We start from the raw sequence: 14,374 nt of genomic DNA, 5'->3' as shown, positions 1-14,374 counted from the left end.
AAAGCCCCCCGACGATGGCAAGCCGCCTGCGGGTGGGGAATCTGGACTCCGAGCGGCGTTGGCGTAGAGTGGGTGGCATAAAACAACCGTTCACCGGGGAGAGAAACGTTGGAAATGGTACCCTTGGCGCCCCGCTGCGGGGTGGAGATCAAAGATGTGAAGCTGGCCGAGGCGCAGGGGCCGGTGCTCGATGCGATCCGGCAGGCGATCTACGAACACGGCGTCGCCCTGTTTCGCGGGCAGGACGATTTCACCCCCGAAGCGCATATCGCCTTTGCCCGGCGCTGGGGCGGGATCGACATCAACAATTATTTCCCGCTCACCGCCGAACATCCCGAAATCGCGGTGGTTCGTAAGCGCGCCGACCAGGTCACCAATATCGGCGGCGGGTGGCACACCGACCATTCCTACGACCAGGTGCCCGCGATGGGATCGATCCTCGTGGCGCGCACCCTGCCGCCAAGCGGCGGTGATACGCTGTGGGCGCATATGGGCGCGGCCTATGATGCGTTGCCGGACACGCTCAAGCAGGAGATCGAGGGGCTCGAAGCCTATCACACCGCCGACCATATCTATGAGGAAGGCGGGCTCTACGCGCAGACCGACATGGGCCGTGACCTGCGCGGCCAGTCGATCACCACCGGGGCCACGCATCCGGTGGTGATCCGCCACCCGCAGACCGGGCGCAAGCTGCTCTACGTCAACAGCGCCTTCACCATCAATATCGTCGGGCGAAGCCGTGAAGACAGCCTGCCGCTGCTCCAGCGGCTCTATGATGCGGCGACAGCGGCGGACAACACCTGCCGGGTGGCATGGGAACCGGGCTCGGTGGCGATCTGGGACAATCGCACGACCTGGCACCTGGCGATGAACGACTATCAGGGCCATGCCCGCGAAATGCACCGCATCACGCTGACCGGCGAACCGCTGGCGGCCTAGTTCCGGGCGTTACACTCGTACACCAGCCGCTCGTTGGCCTGCTGCGGCAACTGGCCAAGCACTTCGCCCTGCAACTCGCCCAGCCGCGCGGCGGCATTGTCGCTGCCGCATTCGGGCGCGGTGTATTTGCCGCGTGCTTCGCGGGCTTCGGTCATCGCGCTGCGCGGCAGCAGATAGCGTTCGGAGCGGAAGATGCGGCGGTCGGGGTCGAAGCTGTTGACCGAGACCGCGTCTTCCGAATTGGGCACGAACACCCGGCTCCAGCTGCCGCCGGCAAAACCGTATTGCGTGCGGGTGTTCACGCATCCGTCGGGCGTCCAGTCGAATTCGATATCCTCGACCTTGGCGCTGGTGATCCGGCTGCGTTCGGGGATCAGCCGGCACAGGAGCGCATAATCTTCGCCGCCAGCGGCGGGGCCGGGTTCGGCGGCGCCTTGCCCGTCCTGCATCGCGGCGGCGACGCGCCGGTCGATCTCGTCGAGCCCGGGACGGGTCAGATAGGCCGCCAGCGCCGCAAGCACGACCACGGCGGTCGCGCCCGCCGCGATCCGCAACCGGGTCTCGTCGCGCGGCTCTGCGCGCCACAGCGTCATCGCCCACTGGCCCAGCCCGAAGGCCACCAGCAGCAGGACGAACGACAGGAAGACGCGGTCCTCGCGCTCGACGATCACGCCCTGTTCGGCTTCGAGCAGCGCGCGCTCGCGCCGGGTGCGGCGCTCTTCGGCGCGTTCGGCCAGATCGGCGCGCGCAGCCATCTGTTCGCGCTCGAGCCGCTCGCGTTCGGCCTCGTCGAGATCGGCCATCGACCGGCAGGTACTGGTGTTGATCCGCGGCTCGACATCGTTGGCGCGCAGGAAGGGCACCAGCTCGCGGTTCGATACGGCGAAGAAGAACTCGGCGTCGCCGCCGTCATTGTCCGCCCCGAAACTGTTCACACCGACCACCCGGCCGCACGGATCGAGCAGCGGGCCGCCCGAATTTCCGCGCGCGATGGGGGCGGTGTGCAGGATGGTGTCGAATTGGCGGCTGGGCCGCGCACCCGATATGAACCCGCGGCTCTTGACCGGGGGCTGGCTGCGGAAGATGTCGCTGATATCGAGCCCCTGCGCACGATCGACATTCATCGGATAGCCGACGCTGGTAACCTCGCCGCTGTCGGGCGGCATCCCGCCGGCCAATGCCAGCGGGGGCAGGCGCAGGTCCCCGGTAATGCGGATGAGTGCCAGATCGTTGCGCGCCAGCACCGCGATGATCCGGCCATAGACCGCTTCGCCGCCGCCAGTTGGGACGATGCCGATCTGCATTCCTTCGTCACGCAGTGCATCGCGCACCACATGCGCATTGGTGACCACCGTATCGCCAGTGACCGCAAAGCCGGTGCCATGGCTGATCGGGAACAGTTCGCCGTCGCGCTCGCCCACGATCACCACCCGCACCACGCCCCGCGCGGCCGCGTCGATATCCGCGGGTTCGGCCTGGGCAGGCACGGACGCCAGCAGCGGCGCGAGCAGCGCAAGCAGCGCGGCGATACGGGTGAAAAAGCGGGCCATTGCGGCGCCTTGTGACGATCATTCGCTTTGACCGCAAGGCGCGGGATGCCAGCGCAATTCGGTGCGGGCACAAGCGTTGCCCTTGCGCTATGAAAGGCACTGCGATGATCGACGCCGATACAGCCTGGGCCGCCGTTGAGCGGCGCGACCGCACCTTCGACGGACGCTTCGTCACCGGCGTGCTGACGACCGGCATCTATTGCCGTCCGTCCTGTGCCGCGCGGCACCCGCGCCGCAGCAACGTGCGTTTCTTCGCCGATGGTACAGCGGCGCGCGCGGCGGGATTGCGCGCCTGCAGGAGGTGCCTGCCCGATGATGTCGGCCGCGACGAGGCGGCAGTGCTCGCGGCGATCGACGAGATCAGCCAGGCCGAAGATGCGCCCTCGCTGGCCACGCTGGCGCAGCTGACCGGCTATTCGCCCGCCCATTTCCAGCGGGTGTTCAAACGCGCGATCGGTCTTTCGCCTGCCGCCTATGCCCGCGCCTTGCGCGAGGAACGCGCGCGCGATGCGCTGTCGGGCGGCGACAGCGTGACCGGCGCGATCTACGAGGCCGGCTATGGCTCGGCCTCGCGCTTTTACGAGAATACGAAAGGACGGTTGGGCATGGCGGCAAGCGCATGGGCGAATGGCGGGGCGGGAGTGACAATCCGCTGGGCGGTGGTCGACACCACGATGGGGCGGATGCTGGTGGCGGCGACCGACAAGGGTGTGTGCCGCTTGTCCTTTGCCGAAGACGACAGCGAATTGCGCCGCCGCTTCCCCAGGGCCGATCTGGTCGAAGGCGGCGCGGCGTTCGGCGAATTGCTCGCCGATGTCGTCGCCAGCGTCGAGACGCCGGGCGATTTCGCGCATATCCCGCTCGACGTGAAGGGCACCGCGTTCCAGGAAGCGTGCTGGGAAGCGTTGCGCGCGATCCCGCCGGGCGAAACGCGCACCTATGCCGAAATCGCCGCGGCCGCGGGCAATCCCAAAGCGGTGCGCGCCGCGGGAAGCGCCAATGCGCGCAACAATGTCGCGGTGCTGATCCCCTGCCACCGCGTGGTGCGCAAGGGCGGCGATCTGGGCGGCTATGCCTATGGCCAGGACATCAAGCGCGAATTGCTCGAACGGGAACGGAAATGATCCGCAGGATCGACGCATTCACCGCGCTGCCAGCCGCTCTTGTATTGCGATCCATTCGCATTAACTAGTGGCCATGAGCACCAGACCTCCCCCGCGGACGCTTACCGTCCTCTCGCGCCAGTCCCTTTCGCCCTCGATGATCCGGGTATCACTCGGTGGTCCGGGCCTGGCGGGGTTTCCGCCCGATTTCGCAGGCGGCTACGTCAAGCTCATGCTGGCCCCGGCCACCGCGGGCGGCAAGCCCGTGATCCGCACCTATACCATCCGCCATCAGACCGAGGATGCGATCGCGATCGATTTCGCCCTGCACGGCGGCGAGGCTGCGGGCCCGGCGACCCGCTGGGCGCTGTCGGCCACGCCCGGCGACACGATCGAGGTGGGCGGTCCGGGCCTGCCCAAGCCGCTGCCGCAGGGGCGCGATTTCTATCTCGTGGCGGGCGACATGACTGCGCTGCCGGCCATCGGGGTCAATCTCGAAGCATTGCCGGCCGATGCGCGCGGGTTCGCCGCAATCGAGATCCAGGACGAACGCGACCGGCAGGACATCGCTGCGCCCGAGGGGGTCGAGATCGCCTGGCTGGTCAATCCCGAGCCGGGGCAGCGGCCCGCGCTGCTGGTCGATGCGCTGCGCAGTGCCGCGCGGCCCGAAGGCTCGCTCGCCGCATGGGCAGCGTGCGAATTTTCCGCAATGAAGCGGCTGCGCGAATATCTGCGCGGCGAACTCGCGCTCGCGCCCGCCGATCTCTACCTCTCCAGCTATTGGAAACACGGCATGATCGAGGACGAGCACAAGCTCGCCAAGCAGCAGGACGCCGCCGCGCAGCCTAGCTGAATCAAAACGGGGCGGACCCAAGGCCCGCCCCGCATGATCCGAATTCGAAGCCCGATCAGAGGCCCGAGTTCATTCCGTCGACGCTCTTGCTGACGAGGATGTTGACCGCCACGCGGCGGTTCTGCGCCTTGCCCTGTTCGGTGGTGTTGTCCGCTGCCGGATCGGCCTCGGCCATGCCCGTGGGGGTCAGCATCCGGTACGGTGCCCAGTCGCATTCCTGCTGGAGGAAGTTGACCACACGCGAGGCGCGCTTTTCGCTCAGTTCCTGGTTGTATTCATAGTCGCCGGTCGAATTGGTGTAGCCGACCACCAGCAGCAGCGCGTTGTCGGTGTTCTTTGCCTGCGCCGCGGCCTGGCACAGCTCGTAGCGCGCCTGCTGCGACAGATTGTACTTGGCGGTGTCGAAATAGACGTTGGTCGTGCCCTTGATATTGTACTGGTCGATATTGGCGACGCGTCCGCGCAGCGCCTCGGTCGCGGCTTCATTGGCGGTGAAGCGCTGGTCGGTCCCGGTGTGGATCATCCGCGCGGTTTCGAGATGCTTGCTCTTGAGCGCGACCTTGGTGGCGATCAGCCCGCGATTGGCCCATTCGACCGTCTCGACTTCGACCGGCAGCCCATTGAGCAGGTCGGCGGCCGAAAGCTGGTCCTTGTCGAGACCCAGGAAACCACCGCTGCTGCGGATTTCGGTTGCGGGGCTGAGCGCGATTACGGTGCGCGTGCCATCGGCGCTGGTCACCTGCACCTTGTCGCCGTCGCGCGCCGAAATGACGCCTTCGAATTCGGGGCCTTCGGGCATGCCCGACAGGTCGCTGGGCGTCGTGCCGACAACGGTCATCGGTTCGCCGCCGCTATTCGCGCCGCCCTGGGGCTCAAGCTCCTGCGCCTGCGCACCAGCAGTGACGGGCAGGACGAGCGCGGCGAGCGCTGCGACTGTCTTCGAACTTTTGGACAAGGCAATCATATTCATACTCCTTCAATTCGAACCGACACGGGCCGTCGAGCGGGTGTGGAATGCCGCTTTCTCCCCAATTGCGCCTGTGCGGTCAATCAGCCCCCTTCATTCGGTAACGGCTTGGTCGAGCGGCGCGGGGCCGCAGGCGGGGGCTGGTGTTGCCCGCAGCCTGTCTCGCAAATGAACCGGGACGCGCAAACCTTTTGCCAAGCCGGTGGGCGGGGCAGGAACTGCGATGAACCGACGCTTACCCGTTCCGCGCCCAGTCGGCGCGCGCCGGTTCGAGCCGGTCGAGGAAGGCCTCGGCGCTGTCGAGATAGTCGCGCTGGCGCTCCTCGCCCATCCGGTCCCAGGTCGCATAGATGCGCCCGATCCGGTGGTTCTGCTCCAGCCGCTCGCGGTGCCGGTCCATGAAATGCCAATACAGCGGATTGAACGGGCAGGCGCCTTCGCCGGTCTTCTTGCCGGGCGAATAGGTGCAGCCCGCGCAGTAATTGCTCATCTTGTTGATATAATTGCCGCTGGCCGCATAGGGCTTGGACGCCAGCTTCCCGCCATCGGCATAAAGGATCATTGCCGCCACATTGGGCAATTCGACCCATTCATAGGCATCGGCATAGACCACGAGATACCAGTCCTGCACCTCGCGCGGGTTCACTCCAGCGAGCAATGCGAAATTGCCGAGTACCATCAGCCGCTGGATATGGTGCGCATGCGCATTGTCGCGGGTCGAGCGGATGCAGTCGGCGAGGCAGGCCATGTCGGTTTCGCCGGTCCAGTAAAACTCGGGCAGGCCGCGCTGCGCGTCGAGCGCATTGGCTTCCTGCAAGTGCGGCATCTGGTGCCAGTAGAAGCCGCGCACATATTCGCGCCAGCCGATGATCTGGCGGACGAACCCCTCGACGCTGTTGAGCGGCGCGCGCCCCGCGCGATAAGCTTCCTCCGCGCGGCGGCACAGCTCGAGCGGGTCGAGCAAGCCGAGATTAATGCTGGTCGAAAGCATCGAATGGAACAGGTCGTCCTCGCCCGCGACCATCGCGTCCTGATAGGGGCCGAAACATTCTATCCGCTCGGCGAAAAAGGCATCGGCGGCCTCTTCTGCCTCGTCGCGAGTGACCGGCCAGCCGAATGTGTCGAGCGATCCGAAATGGTCGCCGAAGCACGCCTCGACCAGCTGGATGACCTCCTGCGTCACGGCGTCGGGTGAGAATTTGGGGCGTTCCGGGGCGGCGAGCCCGTCCTTGGGCGGCTTGCGGTTCTCGCTATCGTAATTCCACGCGCCGCCTTCGGGCCTGCCGTCCTCGGCCATGAGCAGCCCGGTCTTGCGCCGCATCTCGCGGTAGAAGAACTCCATCCGCAATTCCTTGCGGTCCTGCGCCCATTCGTCGAACTCGGCCTGGGTGCATATGAAGCGGTCGTCGCGCAGGATTTCTATTTCGCAGGCGAACTTGTCCGCCCATTGCTCCATGTCCTGCCTGACGCGCCATTCGCCCGCCTCGACCACGCTGACCAACCGCGGGCCGTGCCGTTCGATCGCGCGCGCGACCTCGCCGGTGAAGCTCCCTGCATTGTCCGGATCGCCAAGGTCGGTGTAGTCGACGCTCCATCCCGCATCGCGCAATTCCGCGGCGAAATGGCGCATGGCGGAAAAGATCAGCGCGATCTTCTGCTTGTGATGGCGGACATAGGTCGCCTCGTCCCACACCTCCATCATCAGGATAACGCTATCGTCCTTGGTGCGCCCGCGCAGGCTGGCAAGGTCGCGGGTCAGCTGGTCGCCGAGGATGGGCACGAGGACGGGGCCGGGCATGCTTGTTCCAATGCCCGGCCCCCCCGATGGTGCCTTACAGCTTGGCGATTTCCTGCTTCGCCGCATTCATGCCCTGCTCGATCGCCTCGGGACCGAAGCCCGCCTTCTCGACGCGGACGAGGTGCAGATCGTCTACCCCGATGAAACCGAAGAAGGTGGTCAGCAGGCTTTCCTGGTTCTCGGCCAGCTGGTCGGTCGAATATTCGCCGCCGCGTGCCGAGGCGACCACGACCTTGCGTCCGCCAGCGAGGCCCTCGGGGCCGTTTGCGCCATATTTGAATGTCACGCCGGGCACGCCGAGCCGGTCGAGCCATGCCTTGAGCTGGCTGGGGATGGTAAAATTGTACATCGGCGCGCCGACGATCACCACGTCGCTGGCGAGGAATTCGTCGAGCACCGCGCGCTGTTCGGGATAGGCTGCGGCAACCGCTTCCTCATGCGTTTCGGGCGGGGTGCGGATCGCGCTGGTGGTGATCGGGTCGATATGCGGCAACGGTTCGGCCACGAGATCGCGCGTGACGACCTTGGCCTCTGGATGCTTGGCAGTGAAATGGGCGAGCAGTTCGTCGGTCAGCTTGCGGCTGATCGACTGGTCGCCGGTGGTCGAGCTGTCGATACGAAGGATTTGCATAGGGGGAACTCCATAGTTACTGTTGATAACCTGGAGGCCATATGGAAACTGTACCCCACCCCGCGCAAGAAGGCACTTCGTTGTCCGATAGGGACACGGGTGTTCCCCTTGAGGTTCATAATGCGCCGCAATGCACTGCGGTGAACGACATCCTCGCGCGTGTCGGCGACAAATGGTCGGTCCGCGTCGTGATGGGGCTGGCCGACGGGTCGCGGCGGTTCAACGAATTGCGGCGCGATATTCCGGGTATTTCGCAGCGCATGCTTACGCGCACGCTGCGCGGGCTGGAGCGCGACGGGCTGGTCAGCCGCACGGTCACCCCCAGCGTGCCGCCGCGCGTCGACTATGCGCTCACCGCGCTGGGGCGCTCGCTGTGCGATCCGGTGGCGCAGCTGGGCAATTGGGCGATTGCCAATATCGGCAAGGTCGAGGCTGCGCGTGCGGTCTATGACGGCGGGCAGGACTAGGCCGAAAGGTCGAGCTTTTCGCGCAGCATGTCGAGCGCGGCGCGCAGCGCGGCGATCCGTACGCCGTCGCGGCCGATCGGCCCGAAATGCTCTTCGCGGTGAGTCAGCGCGCCGGTTGTATCGGCGAGCGCAAAATGGACGAGGCCTTCCTCGTCATCTTCACCCCCGGGGCCAGCGAAACCGGTGATCGAAACCGCCAGCTGCGCATCCGATCGTTCAAGCGCGCCTGCCGCCATCGCTTCGGCGACCGCGCGGCTGACCGCGCCGCAATTCTCGACCATGTCACTTGCGAGACCCAGCAGATCGCATTTGGCCCCATCCGAATAGGACACCACGCCGCGGTCGAACACGTGGCTGTAACCCGGGACGTCGGTGAACAGCGCAGCGAGCAAGCCGCCGGTGCAGCTTTCGGCGGTGGCCAGCTGCCAGCCGCGGTCCTTGGCGGCGGCAAGGATTCGCTCGGCCAACCGGCAGACGTCGTCGGGAAGGGCAGCTTCGAGTTCTTCGGCCATACGGCGGCAAACGTCCCACCGAAACCCCGGGTTCCCGAACTTGCGTGGCCCAAGCCTAGACGAAGCTGTAGGGGTCGATATCGACTGCCACGCGCACGCCGGGCGGGTGGTCGATCGCGGCCAGCCAGCGGCGGATGACCTGCTGCAATTGCACGCTGCGCCGCGCATTGATGAGGAAGCGATAGCGATAGCGGCCGCGCAGCAGCGCCATCGGGGCGGGCGCGGGGCCGAGGATCATGCATTCGGCGACATCGGGGCGGAAGGCGCCGATGCGGTTGGCTGCCTCGCGCGCCTCGGCATCGTCTTCGCTCGAAATGATGATCGAGGCCCAGCGGCCGAAGGGCGGGGCGCCCGCCTCGCGGCGCATCTCGGTTTCTGCGGAGTAGAAGGCATCGCGGTCGCCCGCGGCCAGCGCGGCAATCACCGGCGCGTCGGGGTGGCGGGTCTGCAGCAGCACTTCGCCCGGTTTCGAACCGCGCCCCGCGCGTCCGGCGACCTGCGCGACCTGTTGGTAGGTCCGCTCGCCCGCGCGCAGATCGCCGCCCTCGAGGCCCAGATCGGCATCGACCACGCCGACCAGTGTCAGCTCGGGGAAATGGAACCCCTTGGTTACCAATTGCGTGCCGACGATCACGTCCACCTCGCGCGCCTCGACTGCGGCAATGAACTCCGCCGCGCGGCCGGGCGAATTGAGCGTGTCCGAGGTGGCGACGAAGACACGCGCCTGCGGCAGGCGTTCGGCCACTTCGTCGGCGATCCGTTCGACCCCCGGGCCGCAGGCGACGAGACAGTCGGGTTCGCCGCATTCGGTGCAGGTCTTGGGGGCGGGCGCCTCGTGCCCGCAATGGTGGCAGGCAAGCCGGCTGGTGAAGCGGTGTTCGACCAGCCACGCACTGCAATTGGGGCACTGGTAGCGAAAGCCGCAATTGCGGCACAGCGTCAGCGGCGCATAGCCGCGCCGGTTGAGGAACAGCAGCGATTGTTCGCCGCGTTCGAGCCGCGCCTCGATCCCGTCGACCAGCCGCTGAGCCAGCCACATGCCCTGCGGCGGCTTTTCCTCGGTCAGGTCGATCGTCTCGATCGTGGGCATCTGCGCCCCGCCGTAGCGGCTCGGCAGGTCGATCTTCGCGTAGATCCCGCTTTCGGCCATCTGCAGGCTTTCGAGCGCGGGGGTGGCGCTGGCGAGCACCACGGGCACCTGCTCGAAATGCCCGCGCATCACCGCGACGTCGCGCGCATTGTAGCGCACGCCTTCCTCCTGCTTGAAGCTGGTCTCGTGCGCTTCGTCGACCACGATCAGGCCAAGCCGTGCGAAAGGCAGGAACAGGGCCGAGCGCGCGCCGACGACCACCTGCGCGCTACCTTCGGATACGGCTCGGTAGGCGCGCCGGCGTTCGGTCGATTTGAGCGAGGAGTGCCACAGCACCGGCGGCGCGCCGAACCGCTCCTCGAAGCGGTGGAGGAAGTTTTCGGTCAGCGCGATTTCGGGCAGCAGGACCAGCACCTGCCGCCCCATCCGCAGCGCCTGCGCAACGGGTTCGAAATAGGTCTCGGTCTTGCCCGATCCGGTCACCCCGTCGAGCAGGAAGGGGGCAAACTCCGCCTTGCGCACCGCGTTGGAAAAGATGTCCGCCGCCTCGCGCTGCTGCGGGCTCAGCGCGATCTCGACGAAATCGGGCCGAGCGGGCGGATAGGGGCGGTCGCAATCGACCTCTACCGGCTCGAGTGCGCCGTGGTTGACCAGCCCGCGCAGCACGCCTTCGGAAACCCCGGCGATCCCCGCCAGTTCGCGGATCGTCGCCTGCTCGCCTTCCAGCGCGCCCAATGCCGCCTCGCGCTGCGGCGTCATGCGCTCGGGCAGGCCGCCGGTCAGGCGGTATTCGGTCATTGTCGCGGGACCCTTGAGCGCGCCGCCCGATGACAGCGCCATCCGCGCCACGCTGGCGAGCGAGGCGACGTAATAGTCCGCGGTCCATTCGATCAGCCGCCTGAGCGCGGCGGAGAGTGGCGGCACGGGCAGCACGCCGCGCAGCGGGCGCAGCTTTTCGGCCGGAACCTCGGTTCCGGCAAGCCGTTCAGCTTCCCAGACAATTCCGATTACCGTGCGCGGACCCAGCGGGCATTCGACCACGGAACCCGGTCCGACATCCATGCCCTCGGGCACCTTGTAGTCGAGCGGGCCGAGAGCGGCATTGAGGACGAGGCAGCGCACGCGGTTCATGGCCCGGCCATATGGGCGGGGGCAGGCGCGTGAAACAAGGGCAGGATACAATGAGGACCAGCGATATGACCGATATTCTCGTCAAACCCACCGGACGGCGCGGCTTCCTTGGCGGGGCCATGGCCGGGGGCGGCCTTCTGCTGCTGCCCGCCTGTTCGACGATACCCGGTTTCGGGATGGTCGATGCGGTCCAGCGGATCCTGTTCCTGTCGAGCGAACGCGCCTTCGCGCGGATGCTCGAAGGCGGCGGCTTCTGGGACGAACAGGTCGCGCAGGTCGGCTTCGGCGAGCTGCTGGGCGCGCGCGGCGATGTGGTGTCGCGTATCCTCACCTCCGCCTTGTTCAAGAGCCGGCTCGAAAACGCGTTCGGCGATATCGCCTATGAAGGCGCGCAGCGCGCGGCTCCGCTGGTGACCGATGCGGTGCGCACCATCGGCATCCAGAACGCGATCGACCTCGTGCGCGGCGGCCCCACTGCCGCGACCAGTTTCCTGCGCGATTCGATGGGTCGCAGCCTGGTCGAGGCGATGGTGCCCGAACTGGGCGACGCGCTGCGCGTGGCGCAGGACCCGCTGGTGGCAGAGCTGGTGCAGGGTCTCGCCGGGGTCGATCTGGCGGGCGCGGTTACGCGCTTCGCAGGCACTATCGACACCACCATCTGGCGCGAGATCGGGACCGAGGAAGCGGCGATCCGCCGCAACCCGCAGGCCACGCGCGACCCGCTGATCATCGGCGTGTTCGGCGCGGGCGCGCAGTACTAGCCGCAGGCCATATCGGGCGCTAAGGCTCTGCGGGAATCGCAATTCCCCCGGAGCCTTCGCGCATGAAATTCTTTGTCGACACCGCCGATATCGCCGACATCAGGGAAATGGCCGACACCGGCCTGCTCGACGGCGTCACCACCAATCCGTCGCTGATCGCCAAATCGGGCCGCGACTTCATGGAAGTGACGAAGGAAATCTGCGATATCGTGGATGGCCCGGTCAGCGCCGAAGTCGTCGCGCTCGATCACGACACGATGATGAAAGAGGCCGAAACGCTGCGCAAGATCGCGGACAATGTCTGCATCAAGGTCCCGCTGACGATCGACGGGCTCAAGACCTGCAAGAAGCTGACCGGCGATGGCACGATGGTCAATGTGACGCTGTGCTTCTCCGCCAACCAGGCGCTGCTGGCGGCCAAGGCGGGCGCGACCTTCGTTTCGCCCTTCGTCGGGCGGCATGACGACAACGGCTTCGACGGCATGGCGCTGATCCGCGATATCCGCCTGATCTACGACAACTATCCCAATTTCTCGACCGAGATCCTCGTCGCCTCGATCCGCAATCCGGTGCATGTGCTCGAAAGCGCGCGCATCGGTGCCGATGTCGCGACCATGCCCGCGGCGGTGATCAAGGGCCTGTTCAAGCATGTCCTGACCGAAAAGGGCATCGAAGGCTTCCTCAAGGACTGGGACAAGACGGGCCAGTCGATCCCCACCGCATAAGTGAGCGAACAGACCCCTCTCGACCGCTTCAAGCAGGCGCTGACCGGCGCCAGCCGCGCGCTCGCGCATGAAGCGGAAGTCGAGGTGGCGTGGAGTGCGGATGCGCCGACCCAGTCGGGTAAGAACTTCCGCGTCCCCCTGCCCGGCCGCAATCTTCCCCGCGAGCAGGCGATCGAAGCGCGCGGCTTCGCCGACAGTTTCGCGCTGCGGCTCCGGCATCACAGCGAAGCGCTGCATGGCAAGGGCGCGCCGCCCGAACCGATCGCGCGCGCCTGTTACGACGCGATCGAACAGGTCCGCTACGAAGCGATCGGCTCGACGCGCTATGCCGGCATTCGCGGCAATCTCGACGCGGCGGTCGAGATGCGTACCGCGTCCGATCCGATCGTGCGCGCCGAGGCGGCGGGCGATGTCCCGCTGCCCACCGCGCTGTCGCTGATGCTGCGCGAGGCGCTGACCGGCGAAGCGGTGCCCGAACGCGCCCGCGCGGCGGTTGATCTGGTGCGCGAGGATATCCTTGCCAAGATCGGTACAGACATGGACGGGCTGGCCGATGTGCTCGACGACCAGCGCGCCTTCCAGAACCTGACGCTCGACATCCTGCGCGATCTCGACCTGACGCTGCCCGAGACCCCCGAACCGACCGATGCCGAGGATGGCGAGGACGAGGAGGGCGAGAACCCCGAGGACCAGGACGAGACCGACGAGGAAGACGAGGGCGGGGCCGAACCCGATGCCGCCGATGCCCGTTCGGAAGTCACCGATGGCGAGGCCGAGGGCGACGCCGACCAGGACGTCGAGGGCGAACAGGAAATGTCCGATGGCGATCCGTCGGACGATGGCGAGGAGGGCATGCAGCCCGTCCGCCCCAATCGCCCGTGGACCGACTTTCCCGAAGGCTTCGACTACAAGGCCTATACCCAGAAATTCGACGAGGAGATCGAAGCCGCCGAGCTGTGCGACAATGAAGAACTCGACCGGCTGCGCACCTATCTCGACAGCCAGCTGGCGGGCCTGCAGGGCGTGGTCACGCGGCTGGCCAACCGGCTGCAGCGCCGGCTCATGGCGCAGCAGAACCGCAGCTGGGACTTCGACCAGGAAGAAGGCATGCTCGATGCCGCACGGCTGACCCGCGTGGTGGTCAGCCCCGGCCACGCGCTCAGCTACAAGATCGAGCGCGATACCGAGTTCAAGGACACGGTCGTCACGCTGCTGATCGACAATTCGGGCAGCATGCGCGGGCGGCCGATCTCGATCGCCGCGATCAGCGCCGATATCCTCGCGCGCACGCTCGAACGCTGCGGCGTGAAGACCGAGATCCTCGGTTTCACCACCCGCGCGTGGAAGGGCGGGCAGAGCCGCGAGATGTGGCTCTCCGACGGGCGCCCCGCGAACCCCGGACGCCTCAACGATCTGCGCCACATCCTCTACAAAAAGGCCGACGAGCCGTGGCGCCGCGCGCGCCGCAATCTCGGCCTGATGATGCGCGAGGGGTTGCTCAAGGAAAACATCGACGGCGAGGCGCTGATGTGGGCGCACGACCGCCTGCTGCGCCGCCCCGAGGACCGCCGCATCCTGATGGTCATTTCCGACGGCGCGCCGGTCGACGACAGTTCGCTGTCGGTCAACCCGGCGGGCTTCCTCGAAAGCCATTTGCGCAAGGTGATCGACTGGATTGAGAACCAGTCGCCCGTGCAACTCGCCGCGATCGGCATCGGCCACGACGTCACGCGCTATTACAAGCGTTCGGTGACGATCATGGACGTCGAGCAACTCGGTGGAACGATCATCGAGCAATTGGCCGATTTGTTCGAGATCGAGAAATAGGCCGCGCCTGTGTGTGCGGG

The 14,374-nt window shown here is 66.6% G+C and carries 13 protein-coding genes; 7 read left to right on the top strand and 6 right to left on the bottom strand.

The genetic code is table 11. The annotated features are described in order from the left end of the window. The first annotated feature begins 114 nt into the window (after positions 1–114). Positions 115–939 carry a TauD/TfdA family dioxygenase gene (locus SJY12_RS05530; protein WP_269062300.1) on the top strand — a complete coding sequence of 275 codons (825 nt, stop codon included), beginning with the start codon at positions 115–117 and terminating at the stop codon, positions 937–939. Here SJY12_RS05530 and SJY12_RS05525 read toward each other — a convergent pair. After that, positions 936–2,489, bottom strand: a complete 1,554-nt coding sequence (locus SJY12_RS05525; RefSeq protein WP_230833463.1) for a serine protease — start codon at positions 2,487–2,489, stop codon at positions 936–938. The genes SJY12_RS05530 and SJY12_RS05525 overlap by 4 nt on opposite strands. A gap of 104 nt (positions 2,490–2,593) precedes the next feature. Between SJY12_RS05525 and SJY12_RS05520 the strand changes: the two genes are divergently transcribed. Together SJY12_RS05520 and SJY12_RS05515 are read left to right on the top strand one after the other, a co-directional pair. Continuing rightward, the gene (locus tag SJY12_RS05520; RefSeq protein WP_397506352.1) at positions 2,594–3,613 is read left to right on the top strand and encodes a bifunctional transcriptional activator/DNA repair enzyme AdaA; all 1,020 of its coding nucleotides are present in this window, start codon (positions 2,594–2,596) and stop codon (positions 3,611–3,613) included. A 73-nt stretch (positions 3,614–3,686) separates the two neighbouring features. After that, complete coding sequence (locus tag SJY12_RS05515) at positions 3,687–4,445, top strand: siderophore-interacting protein (protein WP_397506350.1); 759 nt, start codon at positions 3,687–3,689, stop codon at positions 4,443–4,445. A gap of 55 nt (positions 4,446–4,500) precedes the next feature. Here the strand turns inward: SJY12_RS05515 and SJY12_RS05510 are convergent, their stop codons facing one another. From SJY12_RS05510 to SJY12_RS05500, 3 genes are all read right to left on the bottom strand, one after another. Further along, positions 4,501–5,409, bottom strand: coding sequence for an OmpA family protein (locus tag SJY12_RS05510; protein ID WP_397506349.1), 909 nt, complete (start codon positions 5,407–5,409; stop codon positions 4,501–4,503). 238 nt (positions 5,410–5,647) lie between these two features. Beyond that, positions 5,648–7,210, bottom strand: a complete 1,563-nt coding sequence (locus SJY12_RS05505) for a cryptochrome/photolyase family protein (protein WP_397506347.1) — start codon at positions 7,208–7,210, stop codon at positions 5,648–5,650. A 34-nt stretch (positions 7,211–7,244) separates the two neighbouring features. After that, positions 7,245–7,841, bottom strand: coding sequence for an FMN-dependent NADH-azoreductase (locus tag SJY12_RS05500; RefSeq protein WP_397506345.1), 597 nt, complete (start codon positions 7,839–7,841; stop codon positions 7,245–7,247). Positions 7,842–7,981: 140 nt separating this feature from the next. On the opposite strand from SJY12_RS05500, the gene SJY12_RS05495 reads away from it, so the two are divergent. Next, complete coding sequence (locus SJY12_RS05495; RefSeq protein ID WP_230833467.1) at positions 7,982–8,308, top strand: helix-turn-helix domain-containing protein; 327 nt, start codon at positions 7,982–7,984, stop codon at positions 8,306–8,308. Here SJY12_RS05495 and SJY12_RS05490 read toward each other — a convergent pair. Then, positions 8,305–8,820 (bottom strand): CinA family protein, encoded by a 516-nt coding sequence (locus SJY12_RS05490; RefSeq protein WP_063506687.1) that lies wholly within the window; start codon positions 8,818–8,820, stop codon positions 8,305–8,307. The genes SJY12_RS05495 and SJY12_RS05490 overlap by 4 nt on opposite strands. Before the next feature lie 55 nt (positions 8,821–8,875). Next, positions 8,876–11,041 carry a primosomal protein N' gene (locus SJY12_RS05485; RefSeq protein ID WP_397506343.1) on the bottom strand — a complete coding sequence of 722 codons (2,166 nt, stop codon included), beginning with the start codon at positions 11,039–11,041 and terminating at the stop codon, positions 8,876–8,878. Positions 11,042–11,106: 65 nt separating this feature from the next. Here SJY12_RS05485 and SJY12_RS05480 point away from each other — a divergent pair, with 65 nt between their 5' ends. The 3 genes from SJY12_RS05480 (at position 11,107) to cobT (ending at position 14,354) form a co-directional block, all read left to right on the top strand. Beyond that, the gene (locus tag SJY12_RS05480; RefSeq protein WP_082847615.1) at positions 11,107–11,802 is read left to right on the top strand and encodes a DUF4197 domain-containing protein; all 696 of its coding nucleotides are present in this window, start codon (positions 11,107–11,109) and stop codon (positions 11,800–11,802) included. 62 nt (positions 11,803–11,864) lie between these two features. Then, entirely contained in the window at positions 11,865–12,527 is a 663-nt protein-coding gene (gene fsa / locus SJY12_RS05475) for a fructose-6-phosphate aldolase (RefSeq protein WP_063506684.1), read from the top strand. Further along, on the top strand, positions 12,528–14,354 hold the full coding sequence (cobT, locus tag SJY12_RS05470; RefSeq protein WP_050600283.1) for a cobaltochelatase subunit CobT: 1,827 nt from the start codon (positions 12,528–12,530) through the stop codon (positions 14,352–14,354). It abuts the gene before it with no gap. Positions 14,355–14,374: the final 20 nt, after the last annotated feature.

The organism is Qipengyuania sp. R86523 (assembly GCF_044596365.1).
GTDB classification, from domain to species: domain Bacteria; phylum Pseudomonadota; class Alphaproteobacteria; order Sphingomonadales; family Sphingomonadaceae; genus Qipengyuania; species Qipengyuania citrea.
The sequence above is the reverse complement of the archived record's forward strand: the minus strand, read 5'-3'. Positions and strand labels throughout refer to the sequence as shown.

Bases quoted from the DNA above. Each gene is read 5' to 3' on its own strand.
- SJY12_RS05520 (WP_397506352.1), top strand. From the start codon at position 2,594: ATGATCGACGCCGATACAGCCTGGGCCGCCGTTGAGCGGCGCGACCGC.
- SJY12_RS05510 (WP_397506349.1), bottom strand. From the start codon at position 5,409: ATGATTGCCTTGTCCAAAAGTTCGAAGACAGTCGCAGCGCTCGCCGCG.
- SJY12_RS05505 (WP_397506347.1), bottom strand. From the start codon at position 7,210: ATGCCCGGCCCCGTCCTCGTGCCCATCCTCGGCGACCAGCTGACCCGC.
- SJY12_RS05515 (WP_397506350.1), top strand. From the start codon at position 3,687: ATGAGCACCAGACCTCCCCCGCGGACGCTTACCGTCCTCTCGCGCCAG.
- SJY12_RS05490 (WP_063506687.1), bottom strand. From the start codon at position 8,820: ATGGCCGAAGAACTCGAAGCTGCCCTTCCCGACGACGTCTGCCGGTTG.
- SJY12_RS05485 (WP_397506343.1), bottom strand. From the start codon at position 11,041: ATGAACCGCGTGCGCTGCCTCGTCCTCAATGCCGCTCTCGGCCCGCTC.
- SJY12_RS05500 (WP_397506345.1), bottom strand. From the start codon at position 7,841: ATGCAAATCCTTCGTATCGACAGCTCGACCACCGGCGACCAGTCGATC.
- SJY12_RS05530 (WP_269062300.1), top strand. From the start codon at position 115: ATGGTACCCTTGGCGCCCCGCTGCGGGGTGGAGATCAAAGATGTGAAG.
- fsa (WP_063506684.1), top strand. From the start codon at position 11,865: ATGAAATTCTTTGTCGACACCGCCGATATCGCCGACATCAGGGAAATG.
- SJY12_RS05525 (WP_230833463.1), bottom strand. From the start codon at position 2,489: ATGGCCCGCTTTTTCACCCGTATCGCCGCGCTGCTTGCGCTGCTCGCG.
- SJY12_RS05480 (WP_082847615.1), top strand. From the start codon at position 11,107: ATGACCGATATTCTCGTCAAACCCACCGGACGGCGCGGCTTCCTTGGC.